We start from the raw sequence: 16,192 nt of genomic DNA on the forward strand, positions 1-16,192 counted from the left end.
GGCCGGTCAGCGGTCGAGCGCCGTGAGCAGGCGGTCGAGCGACCCGCCCAGGCCCCACTTCTCCGACAGGGCCGCGAGTTCCGCGCGCTGCTCGGTGCTCGGCGGCGCGAGGCGCGCATCCACCTCGGGGAGCGGGAGGTCGCGCACGACCTCGACGACCCGCGGCGCCACGGTCAGGTAGTCGCGGGCTGCGGCGAACCGCGCGCGTGCGGCAGGCTTCATGCCGCTCGCGGCATCCTCTGCGGCTGCGACGATCCCTGCGAGGTCGCCGTAGTCCGCCAGGAGCGCCGCGGCGGTCTTCTCTCCGATCCCGGCCACGCCGGGCAGGCCGTCTGAGGTGTCGCCGCGCATCGCCGCGAAGTCCGCGTACTGGTCGCCGCGCACGCCGTACTTCCGCTCCACGACCTCACCGGTGACGAGTTCGAGGTTGCTCATGCCGCGAGCGGTATAGATGATCCGCACGTCGCGCTCGTCGTCCACAAGCTGGAAGAGGTCGCGGTCGCCGGTCACGACATCCACCGGGCCGGGCGCCCGGGTGGCGAGCGTGCCGATGACGTCGTCGGCCTCGTGCTCGGCGGCGCCCACGATCACGATTCCGAGGGCGTCGAGCACCTCGCGGATGAGGGGCACCTGGGCGACGAGCGCTTCCGGCGTCTCCTCCACATCCACGCCCCCGGGAACGAGCTCGGCGACCCGGTGGGCTTTGTAGCTCGGGATGAGGTCGACCCGCCAGCGCGGACGCCAGTCGTCGTCCCAGCAGGCGACCAGCGACTCCGGCCCGTAGTCGGTGACGAGCTTCGCGATGATGTCGAGGAAGCCCCGCACCGCGTTCACCGGCGAGCCGTCGGGAGCCTTGACGGTGTCGGGTACGCCGTAGAACGCGCGGAAGTAGAGGGAGGCGCTGTCGAGCAGCATGGTTCGGCCGGTCACGCCCCCGATCCTGCCATGAGCGCCCGCCCGCGGGAATGCGCCGTGGCCCTCGGCTGCACAGGCCGCTAGTCTCAGCGCATGACCGAGAACGTCGTCGTGGAGCGGATGGAGCGCATCGCCGCGACCCCGGAGCAGCTGCTCCCGCACATCTCACGCCTGCCCGAGTGGACGCAGTGGTCGCCGTGGGAGGACCTCGACCCCGACCTGAAGCGCGACTACTCCGGCGAACCGGGAGCCGTGGGCTCGACGTACGCCTGGTCCGGCAACCGCAAGGCCGGTTCCGGCAGCATGCGGATCACCGCGGTGGACCCGGACGGCGTCGGCATCCACCTCGACTTCACACGGCCGTTCACGTCGTCGAACGAGTTGCGCTTCGTGCTGCAACCGGAGGGCGACGGGACCCGCGTGATCTGGCGCATGGAGACGCCGCGCAAGCTGTACACGCGGTTCGTCAACCTCGACAAGCTGGTCGGCGGCGACTTCGAGAAGGGGCTGCGCAAGCTGAAGCAGGTCGCCGAGACGCCGTAGCGGCCGCATCCCGTAGCGTGGTCGGGTGACCTCCTCCGCGCCGCTCATCGTCTCCGCCGTCGCCGTCGTGCGCGACCGTCGGGTGCTCATGGTCACCGCGCGCGGTCGAGACGTCTACTACATGCCGGGCGGCAAAGTGGATGCGGGCGAGTCGGCCGTCGAGGCCGCAGCGCGGGAGGCGCTCGAGGAGGTCGCGCTCCGGCTCGACCCGTCCGCGCTCGACGAGCTCTTCGAGGTGCGCACGCAGGCGCACGGCGAGCCGGAGGGCCGCCAGGTGCACATGCGCGTGTTCCGCGCATCCACCGATCAGGAGCCGGTCCCCTCGGGCGAGGTCGGGGTGGTGCACTGGACGACGAGCGCGGACGCCGCCCGCTGCCCTCCGGCCGGCGTCGAGGTGCTGCGGCGGCTGGTCGCCCTCGGCCTGATCGACTGACGCTCGCGGACGCCGGCCGGCCTCTCGGCCGGCCGCTGGGCCACCCGCTGGGCCACCCGGTCGAGGGATGGCGCCGGGCGCGACGGACGCGGCAGGCTGTCGTCATGGCGCGCACGCACGAGTTCACGTTCTCCGGCGATCCCGACGTCGACTTCGAGATCCGCACCACGATCGGACAGGCGTTCAGCGGTGCGGCGGACATCGGCGAAGTCCTCGCGGCCGTGCACGGCATCCGCGCGAAGGACCACGACGGGTGGTTCGCGGCCTGGCGCGGACTCGGCGACCGCATCGCAGCCGAGGCGGAGGCGGCCGCCGCTGACGGGCACACGGTCAGCGCAGCGAGCGCGTTCCTGCGGGCGGCCTCGTACTACGCCTCCGCCGTCAATGCCGTCGCCTCGCTCCCCTCCGACGAGGACCTGCTGCCCACTTTCCGCTCGCACCGGGCGGCGTGGGACCGCTGGGTCGACCTCGTCGACCTCGACATCGACCGTGTCGAGATCCCGTACGAAGACACCACGATGCCTGGTTACTGGTTCCGGTCGGCGGCCGTGGACGCCGGTCCCCGTCCCGTGCTGGTGATCGTGAACGGCAGCGACGGCGCCCTCACCTCGCTGTGGTCCTCCGCGGTGTCGGGCGCTCTCCGACGCGGCTACGACGCACTCGTCTTCGACGGTCCCGGTCAGCAGTCACTGCTGTTCGAGCGGGGCATCCCCTTCCGCCCTGACTGGGAGGCGGTCCTGACGCCGGTGCTCGAATTCGTGCTCGCCCGGCCGGGGGTGGATGCGCAGCGTGTCGCCCTCTACGGCATCAGCCAGGGCGGCTACTGGGTGCCGCGGGCGCTCGCCTTCGAGCACCGCTTCGCCGCCGCCGTGGCCGATCCCGGCGTCGTGGACGTGTCGACCTCGTGGACCGAGCACCTGCCGGCGAACATGCGCGCGCTGCTGAAGGAGGGGCAGGACGAGAAGTTCGACCGCGACATGCAGTTCGGCATGAAGTTCTCGCCCGACCTCTCGCACACCTGGCGCTTCCGCGCCCGCCCCTACGGCACCACCGGTTTCGCCGAGACGATGCGCGCGGTGCTCCAGTACACGGTGGAGGACGTCGCATCCCGCATCACCACTCCGCTCCTGATCACCGACCCGGAGCACGAGCAGTTCTGGCCCGGCCAGTCGGAGCGGCTGGCCGCGCTGACGCCGGAGGTCTCCACGCTCGTGCGGTTCACCGCCGAGGAGGGCGCTGACTTCCATGTGCAGCCGCTGGCCCGCGCACTCACCGAGCAGCGGATGTTCGACTGGCTGGACGAGCGGCTGGGGCGCTGACCGGCTCTTGCCGCTGTCGGCCGTGGGGGGTTGGATGCTGCCATGCGGATCAGGCCACACATCATCGTGTTCGACACCCCTGACGTGCGGCCACCCCTTCCACCTGTGCGGGGGCTGACGCGGTGAGCGACCGGATGCCGGCGCTGGCCGTCACGGGCGTCACCGGAGCCGTCGGCCGGATGACAGCGGAGGCGCTGGCCGACGCCGGGGCGCCCTTCCGGATGCTCGCTCGCACGCCGGAGCGGGCGCCGCGGTTCCCGGGCAGCGTCGTGGTGGCCGCCGCCTCGTACGGCGACCGTGACGCCGCGCGCTCCGCCCTCGAGGGGGTCGAGACTCTGTTCATGGTGTCGGCGGCCGAGAACCGCGAACGCCTGGCCGAGCATCTGGCCTTCCTCGACGCCGCGGAGGATGCCGGGGTGCGGCACATCGTGTACACGTCGTTCTTCGGGGCGGCGCCGGACGCGACCTTCACCCTGGCGCGGGACCACGACGCCACCGAGCAGCGCATCCTCGACTCGGGGATGCGGCACACGTTCCTGCGGGACAACCTGTACCTCGACTTCGCCCTGGAGCTCGTCGGCGACGACGGTGTCATCCGTGGCCCGGCGGGAGAGGGGCGCGCCGCGATGGTCGCCCGGGCAGACGTCGCCCGGGTCGCGGCCGCAGTGCTGCTCGATCCCGACGCGCACGCCGACGTCACCTACGACCTGACCGGTCCCGAGGAGCTGACCCTCGCCGAGGTCGCCGAGAAGCTGTCGGCGCACACCGGCCGCGGCATCTCGTTCCACGACGAGACGATCCCGGAGGCGTACGAGTCGCGGGCGAAGTGGGGCGCGCCCGACTGGCAGAACGACGCCTGGGTCTCGACCTACACGGCGATCGCGGCCGGCGAGCTCGCGGGCGTGACCGACCACGTCGAGCGGGTGACCGGCCGCCGCCCCCTGTCGCTCGACGAGCTGCTCCGCGACACGCTGCGCTGAGCGACGACGTCGGTTTCCTCGCACCTCCGACGAAAGGGGCGGCCCGCATCGCGGACCGCCCCTCCCCTCATGCGTTCCGCCGTTACGGCTGCGCCGTCCAGCCGCCGCGCGGCGGGGTCGGCCAGTGCGGCCGGGTCGGCACGATCGAGCTGACCGCACCGCTTGACGGGTCGAGCAGCACCTCCCGCTGCTGCGGGTGACCCCAGTCGAACAGGCCGCCGAGCGAGCCGGCGCGGGTGTCGAACGATGCGTCGCCGATACGGCCGGTCAGCCAGTTGCTCTCGATGAAGCGGAGCACGCTGGTCTGCTCGGTCGGGGTGTGGTCGACGCGGTTCTGCGCCGCCCAGGGCGAGATCACCAGCAGCGGCAGGCGCTGGCTGGGGCCGCAGCGGTCGGCGTAGCCGCCCGCCGCCGGCTTCTTCACGGTGGTGCACACCGTCGAGTCGACCGCAGGGTCGTTGGAGCCGTTGGCGATCTTCGGCGCGACGTGGTCGTACCAGCCGTCGGAGTCGTCGTAGGTCACGACGACCGCGGTGCTCGACCAGCTGTCCGACTTCTGGAGGGCGTTGATCTCGTTGACGAGGAACTTCTGCTCGTCGATCGGGTCGGAGTAGCCGGCGTGACCGTCCTGCGCCTCCGGGGCCTTCAGGAAGGAGACGGCGGGCAGGTTGTCCGCCTTGAGGGCCGCGTCGAACGAGGTCAGGTCGTACTGGTGGTTCGCCTGGTCCGTGTGGCCGATCGCCTTCACCGAGGTGGGGGCCAGGTGGTGCGGGTTCGACGTCGACTTGTAGTACTGGAACGGGGAGTGGTGCGGCGAGTAGTCCTTCGGCGTCGCCCCCGCGATATTGGCGGTGGTCGCGTCGCACTTGGCGTACGAGCCGGCCTGCCCGTTCCACGCGGTGGTCGGTGTGAAGCCGCCCTGGAACCAGCCCCAGGTGACGCCGCGCTGATTGAGCAGGTCGCCGATGTTGCGGCCGGACATACCGACGACGGCGGACGACGCGGTGTGGTCGTTGTCGGAGCAGTCGTCGTAGGCCGGGTCGGGGTCGCCGATCACGGTGCCGACGCCCTGCGCGTTGGCCGACTGGAGGGCCGTGGAGGTGGTGAGGACCGCTCCGGTCTTCGGGTCGTAGGCGGTTCCGCCGTGCGTCTGGCCCGAGATCAGGTTGAGGGCTCCGGGGGTGGACGGGCCGAACACCGTGTCCCAGTAGTTGTCGCTCATCGCGTAGTTCTGGGCGTAGTTCCACAGGCCGGTGACGGTGTTGCCGTCGTAGTAGTCCATGACGAGGCCGGGCGCGCCGTAGGCGCCGGTGCAGGTGTCGGACTCGGTCTTCTGGACGAACTGGTCCATCCTGCCGCCGTCGACCGCCGCCTGCTCCGCCGCGTAGCTGTGGTTCTGGTCGCAGGTCACCGCCTGGGCGGGAGTGAGCCGCTGCGGCGCATACAGGTTGGGGTTGTCCGTCAGGGTGCCCGAGGTCGTGAGCGTGTTCGCCTTCGGGGTGTTCTTCGCCGCCTGGAAGGTGGTGCCGTCGGTGTTCGCCGCGTTCGGGTAGGTGCCGAAGTAGTGGTCGAACGAGATGTTCTCGTCGAAGATCACGACGAGGTGCTTGATCGGGGTGGTGGTCTGGTCGGAGTGGTCGCCGTGCTGGCCACCGGGGTTGGCGGATGCCGGAGCGCCCGCCAGGATGCCCGCGCCCGCCAGGGCGGCTGCGCCGGCGAGGGCGACGCCCGCGAGGGCGACGGGGGAGCGGCGCAGACGTGAAGGTCTGAACACGATTCCTTCTTCCTTCTCTTTCACTGTCCCCGGCACGGTCGTGGCGGGGGCCTCCGGGTGGTCAGGCGAGCATGCTGCGCCCGAGCCAGTCGGAGGAGTCGCGGGCTCCGGGGAGCGCGAAGTAGTACCCGCCGCCGAACGGCTGGATGTAGTCGGTCAGCGGCTCACCGGCCAGCCGCTTCTGCACGGTGACGAACTGCCGGTCCAGGTCCCGGTTGAAGGCGACGAAGATGAGGCCCATGTCGAGGTTGCCGTTCACGTCGAGGCCGCCGTCGTAGTTGTATGCGCGGCGCAGCATCCGCTGGCCGTCCGTGTCGTGGGTGCGGGGGTTCGCGAGGCGGATGTGCGCATCCAGCTGGATCACATCACCGGTCGGATCGTTCTCGAAGTGCGGGTCGTCGAACTCGGCGGACGCGGTCAGCGGCGCACCGGTGTCCCGGCGCCGGCCGATCATGTTCTCCTGCTCGTGCAGGTTGACGCGGTCCCAGAACTCGACGAGCATCCGGATCACACGCACGACGTGGTAGCTCCCACCCGCGATCCAGCCGGGCTCGGCGCCGCCGGCCTTCGCCCAGACCAGGCGGGCCATCTCGGCCGCATCGCCGGTGTCGGGGTTGCTGGTGCCGTCTTTGAACCCCATCAGGTTGCGCGGGGTTCCGCTCGGGCGGGGCGGAGAGACGAAGCCGTCCTGCCGCCAGCGCACCTGCATCCCGCCCCGGGTGGCGCGGGCGATCTCCCGGACCGCGTGGGTGACCGCGTCGCGGTCGGCGGCGCAGACCTGCAGCAGCAGGTCGCCGTCGCAGACCTCCCGCCGCAGGGCGTCGTCCGGGAATTCGTCCATCGTCCGGAGGCGCGCGGGCTTCGCCGTGGCCAGGCCGTAGCGGTCGTCGAAGAGGGATGCGCCCACCGAGACCGTGACCGTCAGCGCGTCCGGCACGACGGTCGGCCCGAGCACACCGGAGTCGCGTGGCGGTGCGGTCAGCCCCGGGTCCGGGGGCGTTCCGCCGGTCGTCAGGAACCGGGCGCGCTCGGTGATCGTCGTGAGCAGGTCGGCGAGCTCCGCCCGGGAGTCTGCGGTCACGTCGAGGGCGACGAACGCCGAGGCCTTCTGCGCGGGGGTCAGGATGCCCTGCTGGTGCGCACCGTGGAACGGCAGTGCGGCGGGATGCGCGGCGGCGGGATGCGCGGCGACGGGATGCGCGGCGACGGGATGCGCGGCTGTCCGGGTGGCGGCCGCCGCGGCGTCCGCGCCGGCCAGCCCGGCCCCCGTCGCGACCGCCGCGCTCGCCGCGCCGGCGAGGAAGCCGCGCCGTCCGATTCCGTTCATGAGTCCCTCCTCGGGTCGCAGATGGCCGCCACCGGCGCCAGGAGCTCCGCGGTGCGGTCGAGTGCCGCATCCAGACGCTCCCGCGCCGCACGGTCGAGCGAGCCGAGGGTGGTCCAGCCGCCGGCGGGCGACCGGTAGGTCTCCACGAGCGCTTGCGCCTGCGCCAGCGCCTGCTCGGTCTCAGTCAGCCGGTCGTATCGCGGGGCCAGCACGTCGTGGAGCGGCGCGAGGGCCGCGGAGGCGCCGGTGAGCTCGGCGTCGACCGTGGCGAGAGCGGTGCCCGAGCCGGCGTCGGTGTCGCCGGTGAGTGCATCCTGGATCGCGTCCTCCACGATCTCGTGCGCCCGCAGGGCCACCTCGCCCGGGTCGAGCTGCGCGTCGGCGAAGGTGGCTTGCAGCCGATCGACCAGCGCCGAGAGCTGGGCGGCCGAGGCCGCGACGGTCGCGGCGGGCGCGCCCGACCAGAGCTGCGACTCGACCAGGTGGAAGCCCGTCAGCCCGTGGCGGGGAAGTCCGTCGAGCTCGTCGCCGAGGTCACCGAAGGCGCCGTAGGCGGCGCCGAGCGTCTCATACGTCGTGTGTGCGGTGATCCAGTCGCGGCGTGCGGCCGCTGAGTCGCCCTCCTCGGCGTCGGCGGAGACCGCGGCGACCTGCTGCCGGAGCACCGGTATCCGCGCCGAGACCCACGCGGCGTAGGCCTTCGCGACCGGTATGAGGTCGTTCCGCGTGACCGGCACGATGCCGGGGGTGAGGCGCGATCCGGCCGGCGGCGAGCCCACCGCGACGGTGGGGCCGCGTGCCGGGTCGGCGTCGGCGGGCAGGCAGACGAAGCGGTAGCGCCCGGAGCCGAGCGTGACCCGGGCGGTGGCGTGCGCTCCTGCGCCGAGGCTCTCCAGGTCGAGGTAGACGCGCTGGCTGTCGACCGACTGCAGGTACACCTCGATGCCGCCGACCGTGGTGTTGGCGACGGTGAACGTCTGGTCGCCGCCGGGGACGTGCGCATCCGTGCCCGTACCGCCGGGCGCACCCCAGCCGCGACCGCAGTCGTCGAGGCCGGCGCTGACGTCGAACGCGGCCGGCGCCGACGGCGACGCGGCCACGGGCCGCAACACGATGGCGAGCACCGAGGCCACCACCACGAGCGCGGCGAGCGCCGCGAAGAACGCGGTCAGCCGGGCGCGGGTCGACATCGGCGGAATGCCTCCAGGGGGTGGTGGATCGCGGGCGAGAGCCCGGCGTGAGCGATCCTAGAAGCGGCCGGGAGGCGGCGGATCGGGCTTCACCGGGTGTTCATGCGACCGTCACCGGTTCGCCCTCGGACGGGGGACAGCGTCGCTCGCGCGGGGTGGATGCGGTCGCCCCGGCCTCATTCGCGCCGCGAACAGGGGGCACGGGGAAACGGGGTCATCGGGCGCATGATGGTCTGAACGGAAGGGGGACCGCGGATGCGCGAAACGCGCTGCCCGCAGTGCCGGGGCGTGGCGCGACTGGTTCGCAACCCGTACTACGGCGCCGGCCTTGCCGTGCACAGCGACCTGCTGGTCTGCCAGGCGTGCGGGTTCTCCGGGTTCGCGGACAACGCCGACGACACGGAGGCGTCGGCAGGTACCGTCGCACGCGACGGGGCGTGGCAGCGGATCCTCCGGTTCCTGTCCGGCGGCTGACCGCGCCTGCCGGACCGCGGTCCGGGTTCAGCGGATGCGCACCCGCCCCTGCTGCCACATCCGCGCGGCCGTCACACGCGGGTTCGCCTGCTCGTCCGCATCCACGCCGAGTGCTGCGTACAGGCGCGCCAGCATGGTCTCGACCGCGCGCACGCTCGTTCCGCGCTCGGCGGCGATCCGCCGCGTGGAGGCGCCGGAGGCGACCAGCCGCAACACCTCCGCCTGCGCGCGCGTGACGGTGCGGACGTCGCCGGCCGGCTCGGCGGTGCGGTGCTCGCCGCCGACGATGGCCGCGTCCACGGCCGCGACGAGCACATCCACATCCTTGACCTGCGACTTCACCAGGTACACGACCGACGGCGGGAGGGCGTCGTCGCCCACGGCGAGCTCGGGCGACAGGTGGCTGGTGAGCACGACCAGCCCCACCCAGGGCAGTTCGCGGTGGACGCGCCACAGCAGCTCGGCGCCGGTGTCGCCGCCCCCGAAGTCGAGGTCGCTGACGATGGCGTTCGGCTCGACCGCAACGATGGTCTCCCACGCCTGCTCGGCGGTGGTCGCCTGAGCGGCCTCGATGCCGGTCGAGCGGAGGGCGGACGCCACCATCGACGCGGTGAAGACATCGTCGTCGGCCACCACGGCGCGCAGGGTCCGTGTGCGTGCGGAGGTGTCGGTCATCGTTCTGGCTCCTGCCTCTTCACGTCACCGTCCCAGAGGTGGACGCCACGAGCCCCTCGACCGCCTCCAGGAGCGCGGCGAGGGTGAACGGCTTGGTCAGGTAGCCGATCCCGCTCGCGGCCAGCTCGGCGGGCCGGGCGAGGGAGCCGCTCATCACCAGTATCGGGCGGGCGCTGCCGTCCGCCCGGCGACCGAGAAGGTCGAGGCATTCGCTGAGCGAACATCCGGGGATGATGGCATCGAGCAGCACGGCGTCCGGATCCGTGCCGCCGAGGGCGGTCCGCGGGTCGGCCGAGCTCGTCACGCCGTACCCGTGCGCGCCGAGCGCAGCCTCGACCGTGAGGCGGATCAGGGGGTCGTCGTCGACGACGAGGATGCTCCGCTCGGCCCGGCCGGTGTCCATGCGGTCAGTGTAGGCCGCCCGCCCGGCCTACAATCCCCTCCATGCACCCGACACGGCGGCCGCCCGCGCGATGACCACCCCCTCCGAAGCGCTGCGCCTCCACGGCCTCGACGCGCTCTTCCACGGTCACCCCGACGGCGTCTGCGTCGTCGACACGGCGGGGACGTTCGTCGACTGCAACGGCGCGCTGGCCGAGCTGACCGGGTACCCGGCGGCCGAGCTGGCCGGGATGCCGTTCTCGCGCCTCCTGCATCCCGACTCCGTCGAGCCGGCGCTGACTCACTTCCGCCACGCGGTCGCCGGCGAGAACCGCCGCTACGTCACCCGCATCGTCACCCCCGACCGGACCGTGCGTCTCCTCGATGTCACGCTCATCCCGCTGCGCGGCGACGACGGCGAGGTCGCGGCCGTGCTGGCGATCGCCCGCGACATCGGCGATGTGGAGAGGGCCGCTGCTGCGGCGGCGGGCAACGAGACGCTGGTGCGGATGGCGGCGCGCATCGCCGGGTTCGCCGGCTGGTTCATCGACGTCGAGTCCGGGCGCATCGAGTGGAGCGACGAGCTGTTCCGGCTGCTCGGGATGCAGCAGGGCCGCGTCCCGGTCGACGCGGAGGCGCTGGAGCTGTTCGAGCCGGGGGACCACCGCGCGGTGCGGACCGCGTTCGAGCGCACGATCATCCACGGCGATCCCCTCGACCTCCACGCCACCGTCCGGCACGCGTCGGGACGTCGGATGCACGTCCACCTGGTCGGGGAGGCCGAACGGGACGAGGCCGGCCGCATCGTCCGGGTGCACGGAGCCTTCCACGATGTGACGACCTTCGTCCGCCACCGCGAGGAGCAGCGTGCGATGGCCCGGCTGCTGCGGGACTCGCTCGACCAGGTGCACGACGCCATCGTGTTCGTCGACCGGGGGTGGCGGTTCACCTTCGCCAACTCGTGGGCGCTCCAGCTCGCCGGGATCGACGAGGCGCACCTCCGCGACGGCACGCTGTGGGAGATGCTCCCGACGACACAGGGGAGTCCGTTCGAGTCCATCTACCGGGACGCGATGGATCGCGGCGTCGCGGGCAGCGCCCGTGCGTTCGCTCCGGACTGGGGCTGCTGGTTCGAGGTGGACGCGCATCCCACCGAGGAGGGGATCGCGATCATCGTCCGCGACGTGACCGAGGATCAGAGGGCGCGCGAGAAGCTGGACGAGTACACCCGGCAGGTGGAGGCGCAGGCGGCTCTTCTGGATGCGGCGCGGGACGCGATCATCGTGCGCGACCTCGAAGGCGTGGTCCGCTACTGGAACGGCGGCGCGGAGACGATCTACGGCATCCCCGCGGCGCAGGCGGTGGGGAGGTCGATCCGCGACCTGCTCTACGACGACCCGGCCGAGTTCGACGCGGCGGACGCCGCCCTTCTGCGCGACGGCTACTGGGTGGGCGAGCTGCGGCAGAACCGCGCCGACGGCTCGGTCCTCGTCGCGGACTGCCGCTGGCAGCTGTCACGCGGCGCCGACGGGCAGGTGACGGTGTTCGCGGTCAACTCCGACATCACGCAGCACCGGCGCGAGCAGGAGCAGCGCATCCGCACCCAGCGGCTGGAGAGCCTGGGGACGCTGGCGGGCGGCATCGCGCACGACCTCAACAACGTGCTGACGCCCATCCTGATGTCGGTGCAGCTGCTGCGTCAGGACGAGGAGGATCCGCGCCGGCGCGACATGCTCGACGCGCTGGACGCAGCCGCCCAGCGCGGCGCCGCCATGATCCGGCAGGTGCTGTCGTTCGCCCGCGGCTCGCAGGGCAGGCGGGCGCCGGTGGATGTGGTGGCGCTGCTCCGGGAACTCGCCCGCTTCTGCCGCGAGACGCTGCCCGCGTCGCTCGAGCTGCGGGTCGAGTCGCCGGACCGGCTCCCGAGCGTCTCGGGCGACGACACCGAGCTGTTCCAGGTGCTCGTCAACCTGGTGACCAACGCGCGCGATGCGATGCCCGACGGCGGGACGCTCGTCGTGCGGGCGACCGAGTGCGACCGTGGGGTGCGGATCGAGGTGAGCGACTCCGGGCACGGGATGGACGACGCGACCGCCGCGCGCATCCTGGAGCCGTTCTTCACCACCAAGGAGACCGGAACGGGTCTCGGCCTGCCCACGTCGGCGGCGATCGTGAAGGCGCACGGCGGCGAGCTGGAGGTGCGCACGGCGACGGGCCGGGGCACGACGATCGGCTTCACCCTCCCGGCCGACGGGCCGGCCGTCGGGACCGCCGGGGCCTGGCCGCGCCGCGAGCCCGCACCGGACCCGGCGGCCGGCCGCGGGCGACGCGTGCTCGTCGTCGACGACGAGGCCGCGATCGGCGAGCTGGTGCGGCAGACACTCGACCAGAGGGGTTTCGTCACCGAGGTGGCGCAGGGCACGGAGGCGCTGGAACTGCTCGCGGGGGGACGTCGCTTCGACGCGGTGCTCACCGACGTCATGATGCCCGGGGTGCAGGGCGACGCGATCGCCCGGCGCCTCGCGGCCGACCACCCGCACACGGCCGTCGTCCTGATGAGCGGGATGCTGCCGGGGCCCGGCGCGCGGGCCGCGGTGGAGCGCGACGGAGCGCACTTCCTGCCCAAGCCGTTCACGCCGGCCGCCCTGCTCGCGACGCTGGACGCCGCTCTCGCGGGACGAGCCTCCGCGGCGGCGACCGCCGGCGAGTGGTGAGCTCATGGCGCCGACCGACCCGGATTCCCGCACCGACTCGCCGCTCGATCGCCTGGGGCGTGTGATGGCGCAGGCGGTGGGTGCGCTGGGCGCGGACGCGGCGGAGGATGCGGGCGCGCGGGAGGGTGTCGCCTCGCGGCTCGCGGAGGCGGCCGAGGACGCGCAGCTCGCGCTCGGCATGCGGGCGCGCGACCCGCGCATCCACCGGATCGTGGGAGCGGCGGCCTCGTCGGCGATGGCCCTGACACTCGGCGGCGCCGCGGTCCGGACGGGCGACGTGGTGGCCCGGCTGCAGGAGGGGTTGCGCGAACTGGCGGCGGGATCCTGGCCACCCGAAGACCAGGATCCCGCCGATTAGTGCCGCGCCGGCGCCACCGTGGACCGGGGGGAACGGGGTGGCGCCAGGCACGCGGCGACTCGATCTTCCCGGCCTCCTCGTCGCGCGGCAAGAGCCGCCGGACGGCCGTGTGCGTTTGGCGAACAGAGAAAGTTGCTGACGGGAGCACTCTCCTGTGAGAGGCTTCAGACATGAAGGACTCTCATGAGACTGAAGCCGAGCCGGCGTCCGTCCACGGGCCCGGCCGGGCTCCGGCTGGGATGCCCCTCACGATCCGCCTGGGCGAGCGGGAGTATGCCGCCCTGGTCCGGATCGCGCGCGCGCGTGACACCACCGCGGCGTCCCTGGTCGAGCTGCTCGTGCAGCACGCCCTCGGCAAGGCGGAGGTCCCGCCGCCCGCCGAGTCGCACCCGGCGCGCCGCCACACCACCTACGAAGAGGCCACGGCGGGGTTCCGCCGCGACGACGAGCCCACCCCGACTCCTCACGCCTGACCCGGGGCCGCCGCGGGAGCGCACCGCAGCGCGCGGCCGCCGCCTGCCCTGACGGTTGCACCACCGCCACTGTCACCTCGCTCCCAGCGCGCGTACAGTCCCGGGCGTGACCCATGGACTCCCGACGGCCCGCGGCGCCGTCATCCTGCTCGCCGGCGTCGTCGCCGGAGCGACCCTGACCGGGTGCTCCGCGGACGACGCGGCACGCGGAAGCCTGTCCCAGTCCGCCGGCACCGCCGCCGCGAGCGCCCGCTCCGCCGGTCTCGTGCTCGGTCTGGAGCAGAACGACCGCATGCTCGCGACGGTGCTCGACACCGGCCTCACCGCCTCGGCGGAAACGCTCGCCCAGGAGGCGCAGACGGTCAGCACCCTGACCGCGCTCGGCGGGATCGGCCGCAGCCGCGACGAGGTCCTGTCCGACATCCGAGCCGCTCAGGATGCGGTGGCCGCCGCCCAGCGCGCGGTCGCCGCCGGCCGCGACAGCGGTGCCGCCCTCGACCGTCCCCGTCGGCAGCTCGACCGCGCAGCGGAGCAGCTGGACGCCGCCTCCAAGCGACTGGAGCGCGGATGAAGGCGCTCTTCGCCGTCGCCCTCGGCGTCCTGACCGCCATCGGCGGCTTCGTCGACATCGGAGACCTGGTGACCAGCAGCGTGGTGGGGTCACGGTTCGGCCTCACGCTGGTCTGGGTGCTCGTCGTCGGCACGATCGGCATCTGCCTGTTCGCCCAGATGTCGGGCCGCGTGGCCGCGGTCAGCGGTCGTGCCACCTTCGAGATCATCCGGGAGCGGCTCGGCGCACGCATGGCGATGGCCAACCTCTCGGCGTCGTTCCTGATCAACCTGCTCACGCTCGCCGCTGAGGTCGGCGGCATCGCCCTGTCGCTGCAGCTCGCCTCCAGCATCTCGCCGGTGCTGTGGTTCGCGGTGGCGGCGTTCGCGGTGTGGCTGGTGGTCTGGCGGGTGAAGTTCTCGGTCCTGGAGAACGTGACGGGGCTCCTGGGGCTGGCGCTCGTCGTGTTCGCGGTGGCGCTGTTCGCCCTGCATCCGGACTGGTCGTCGCTCGGGTCCCAGATCCTGCTGCAGCCGTCGCCGCATACCGACGAGTCGCCCGCCACCTATTGGTACTACGCGATCGCGCTGTTCGGCGCCGCGATGACGCCGTACGAGGTGTTCTTCTTCTCCTCCGGCGCCATCGAGGAGAAGTGGAAGCCGAAAGACCTCGCGCAGTCGCGGGTGAACGTCCTGGTGGGCTTCCCGCTCGGTGCGCTGCTGTCGCTGTCGATCGCTGCCTGCGCCGCGGTGGTGCTGCTGCCGAAGGGGATCGCGGTGCAGTCGCTGTTCGAGACCGCACTCCCCGTCGCGCAGGCGCTGGGGAAGATCGGGCTCATCGTCGCCATCCTCGGCTTCGTCGCCGCGACGTTCGGGGCGGCGCTCGAGGTGACGCTGTCGAGCGGGTACACGCTGGCGCAGTTCTTCGGCTGGCCGTGGGGCAAGTTCCGGCGCCCGGCGTCGGCGTCCCGGTTCCACGTCGTGATGATCCTGTCGCTGGTGGTGGCGCTCGCCATCCTCTTCACCGGAGTGGACCCGGTGCAGGTCACCGAGTTCTCGGTGGTCTTCTCGGCGATCGCCCTGCCGCTGACCTACCTGCCGATCCTGATCGTGGCGAACGACCCCAAGTACATGGGGAAGCGGGTCAACGGCCGGGTGACCAACTTCTTCGGCCTGGTGTATCTCGGGATCATCCTGGTGGCGTCGATCGCCGCCATCCCGTTGATGATCGTGACAGGAGCGGGCGCATGACCACGCGGAAGCAGAAGCGCGCGGGGCGGCGCGCGGCGAGGGAGCGCCGGCTGGCAACGCCTCCGAAGGTCGCCGGCCGCATCCTGGACGCCGATCTCGACCTGCTCGACCGGCAGATCCTCGACCCGCGCGCGGTGCCGGTCAGCACGGTCGACGACCTGGAGCTGACGACGCCCGACGACCTCGCCCACCTCCAGTCCGCCGCGCCCCCGGTCGTGGAGGCGCTGCTGACCGGTCCGATCCTGATGACCCGGGTCTTCGGCGGGCGCCTGCCGGACTCCCGCTTCATCCGCATCCCCTGGAGGGTGGTCGCCGATCCGGGGATCGTCGTGAGCCTCGGTGTCGCCGCGGACACGCTCGACGCGAGCTGGACCGAGCGGTGGATGCGCGACCACGTGATCGCCCGCATCCCGGGAGGCCGCCATGATCCTGAGTGACCTGCTCGGCAGCCCGGTGCTGTCCGCCGAGGGCGACTGGCTCGGCGAGGTGGTGGATGCGCGCCTGGTGCTCGACGGACCCCCGGACGGCCTGCTCGCCGCCGCGCGCCTGCACGGCCTGATCGTGAGCCCGCACGCCCACAGCTCGTTCGCCGGCTACGAGCGGACCGGGGTGGATGCGCCCGCGCTCATCGCGCGCTACCTGCGCTGGCGCGCCCGCGGCTCGTTCCTCGTGCTCTGGGACGACCTGACCTCGTTCACCGACGATGTCATCCGGTTGCGTGCCGGAGCGACGCTCTACTCGCCCCGCCTGGAGGACTCGGAGGTGTGAGGGGCGGCGTGGCCGTGAGGTCCGCTTGTCAAGGGCTCGCCCTCCCGCGCCGTCGAGGGTTGCGTGCG

At 72.5% G+C, this 16,192-nt stretch carries 18 protein-coding genes; 12 read left to right on the forward strand and 6 right to left on the reverse strand.

Annotation, left to right across the window (positions count from 1 at the left end; genetic code table 11):
* Positions 1-6 precede the first annotated feature (6 nt).
* Positions 7-930, reverse strand: a complete 924-nt coding sequence (locus ACR9Y5_RS00950; protein WP_481296181.1) for a 5'-3' exonuclease — start codon at positions 928-930, stop codon at positions 7-9.
* Positions 931-1,008: 78 nt separating this feature from the next.
* Here ACR9Y5_RS00950 and ACR9Y5_RS00955 point away from each other — a divergent pair, with 78 nt between their 5' ends.
* The 4 genes from ACR9Y5_RS00955 to ACR9Y5_RS00970 all read left to right on the forward strand — a co-directional run bounded on the left by ACR9Y5_RS00955 (position 1,009) and on the right by ACR9Y5_RS00970 (position 4,190).
* On the forward strand, positions 1,009-1,458 hold the full coding sequence (locus ACR9Y5_RS00955; protein WP_481296182.1) for an SRPBCC family protein: 450 nt from the start codon (positions 1,009-1,011) through the stop codon (positions 1,456-1,458).
* Between the two features lie 25 nt (positions 1,459-1,483).
* A complete protein-coding gene (locus ACR9Y5_RS00960) occupies positions 1,484-1,891 on the forward strand; it encodes an NUDIX hydrolase (protein WP_481296183.1) in 408 nt (135 codons plus the stop codon).
* A gap of 104 nt (positions 1,892-1,995) precedes the next feature.
* Complete coding sequence (locus ACR9Y5_RS00965) at positions 1,996-3,210, forward strand: alpha/beta hydrolase family protein (RefSeq protein WP_481296184.1); 1,215 nt, start codon at positions 1,996-1,998, stop codon at positions 3,208-3,210.
* Positions 3,211-3,332: 122 nt separating this feature from the next.
* The gene (locus ACR9Y5_RS00970) at positions 3,333-4,190 is read left to right on the forward strand and encodes an SDR family oxidoreductase (protein WP_481296185.1); all 858 of its coding nucleotides are present in this window, start codon (positions 3,333-3,335) and stop codon (positions 4,188-4,190) included.
* Positions 4,191-4,272: 82 nt separating this feature from the next.
* On the opposite strand, the gene ACR9Y5_RS00975 is transcribed toward ACR9Y5_RS00970, so the two are convergent.
* From ACR9Y5_RS00975 to ACR9Y5_RS00985, 3 genes are all read right to left on the reverse strand, one after another.
* A complete protein-coding gene (locus tag ACR9Y5_RS00975) occupies positions 4,273-5,964 on the reverse strand; it encodes a phospholipase C (protein WP_481296186.1) in 1,692 nt (563 codons plus the stop codon).
* A 61-nt stretch (positions 5,965-6,025) separates the two neighbouring features.
* Positions 6,026-7,291 carry an iron uptake transporter deferrochelatase/peroxidase subunit gene (efeB, locus tag ACR9Y5_RS00980; RefSeq protein WP_481296187.1) on the reverse strand — a complete coding sequence of 422 codons (1,266 nt, stop codon included), beginning with the start codon at positions 7,289-7,291 and terminating at the stop codon, positions 6,026-6,028.
* Positions 7,288-8,481 (reverse strand): EfeM/EfeO family lipoprotein, encoded by a 1,194-nt coding sequence (locus ACR9Y5_RS00985; protein ID WP_481296188.1) that lies wholly within the window; start codon positions 8,479-8,481, stop codon positions 7,288-7,290. Before ACR9Y5_RS00985 ends, efeB begins: the two co-directional genes overlap by 4 nt.
* Before the next feature lie 255 nt (positions 8,482-8,736).
* On the opposite strand from ACR9Y5_RS00985, the gene ACR9Y5_RS00990 reads away from it, so the two are divergent.
* Entirely contained in the window at positions 8,737-8,955 is a 219-nt protein-coding gene (locus ACR9Y5_RS00990) for a hypothetical protein (RefSeq protein ID WP_481296189.1), read from the forward strand.
* 27 nt (positions 8,956-8,982) lie between these two features.
* Here ACR9Y5_RS00990 and ACR9Y5_RS00995 read toward each other — a convergent pair whose 3' ends face one another.
* The gene (locus tag ACR9Y5_RS00995; RefSeq protein WP_481296190.1) at positions 8,983-9,630 is read right to left on the reverse strand and encodes a response regulator; all 648 of its coding nucleotides are present in this window, start codon (positions 9,628-9,630) and stop codon (positions 8,983-8,985) included.
* 19 nt (positions 9,631-9,649) lie between these two features.
* Complete coding sequence (locus ACR9Y5_RS01000) at positions 9,650-10,033, reverse strand: response regulator (protein WP_481296191.1); 384 nt, start codon at positions 10,031-10,033, stop codon at positions 9,650-9,652.
* 70 nt (positions 10,034-10,103) lie between these two features.
* On the opposite strand from ACR9Y5_RS01000, the gene ACR9Y5_RS01005 reads away from it, so the two are divergent.
* From ACR9Y5_RS01005 to ACR9Y5_RS01035, 7 genes are all read left to right on the forward strand, one after another.
* Positions 10,104-12,725, forward strand: coding sequence for a PAS domain-containing hybrid sensor histidine kinase/response regulator (locus ACR9Y5_RS01005; protein ID WP_481296192.1), 2,622 nt, complete (start codon positions 10,104-10,106; stop codon positions 12,723-12,725).
* A gap of 4 nt (positions 12,726-12,729) precedes the next feature.
* Positions 12,730-13,083 (forward strand): hypothetical protein, encoded by a 354-nt coding sequence (locus tag ACR9Y5_RS01010; protein ID WP_481296193.1) that lies wholly within the window; start codon positions 12,730-12,732, stop codon positions 13,081-13,083.
* A gap of 170 nt (positions 13,084-13,253) precedes the next feature.
* Positions 13,254-13,556, forward strand: a complete 303-nt coding sequence (locus tag ACR9Y5_RS01015) for a hypothetical protein (protein ID WP_481296194.1) — start codon at positions 13,254-13,256, stop codon at positions 13,554-13,556.
* 106 nt (positions 13,557-13,662) lie between these two features.
* A complete protein-coding gene (locus ACR9Y5_RS01020) occupies positions 13,663-14,127 on the forward strand; it encodes a hypothetical protein (protein WP_481296195.1) in 465 nt (154 codons plus the stop codon).
* A complete protein-coding gene (locus ACR9Y5_RS01025) occupies positions 14,124-15,356 on the forward strand; it encodes an NRAMP family divalent metal transporter (protein ID WP_481296196.1) in 1,233 nt (410 codons plus the stop codon). Before ACR9Y5_RS01020 ends, ACR9Y5_RS01025 begins: the two co-directional genes overlap by 4 nt.
* Positions 15,353-15,793 carry a hypothetical protein gene (locus ACR9Y5_RS01030; protein WP_481296197.1) on the forward strand — a complete coding sequence of 147 codons (441 nt, stop codon included), beginning with the start codon at positions 15,353-15,355 and terminating at the stop codon, positions 15,791-15,793. The genes ACR9Y5_RS01025 and ACR9Y5_RS01030 overlap by 4 nt, the downstream gene beginning before the upstream one ends.
* Positions 15,780-16,124: a PRC-barrel domain-containing protein gene (locus tag ACR9Y5_RS01035; protein WP_481296198.1), complete on the forward strand. Its 345-nt coding sequence runs from the start codon at positions 15,780-15,782 to the stop codon at positions 16,122-16,124. The genes ACR9Y5_RS01030 and ACR9Y5_RS01035 overlap by 14 nt, the downstream gene beginning before the upstream one ends.
* The last annotated feature ends 68 nt before the right edge of the window (positions 16,125-16,192 follow it).

Source organism: Leifsonia sp. KNZ13-11D (assembly GCF_056754895.1).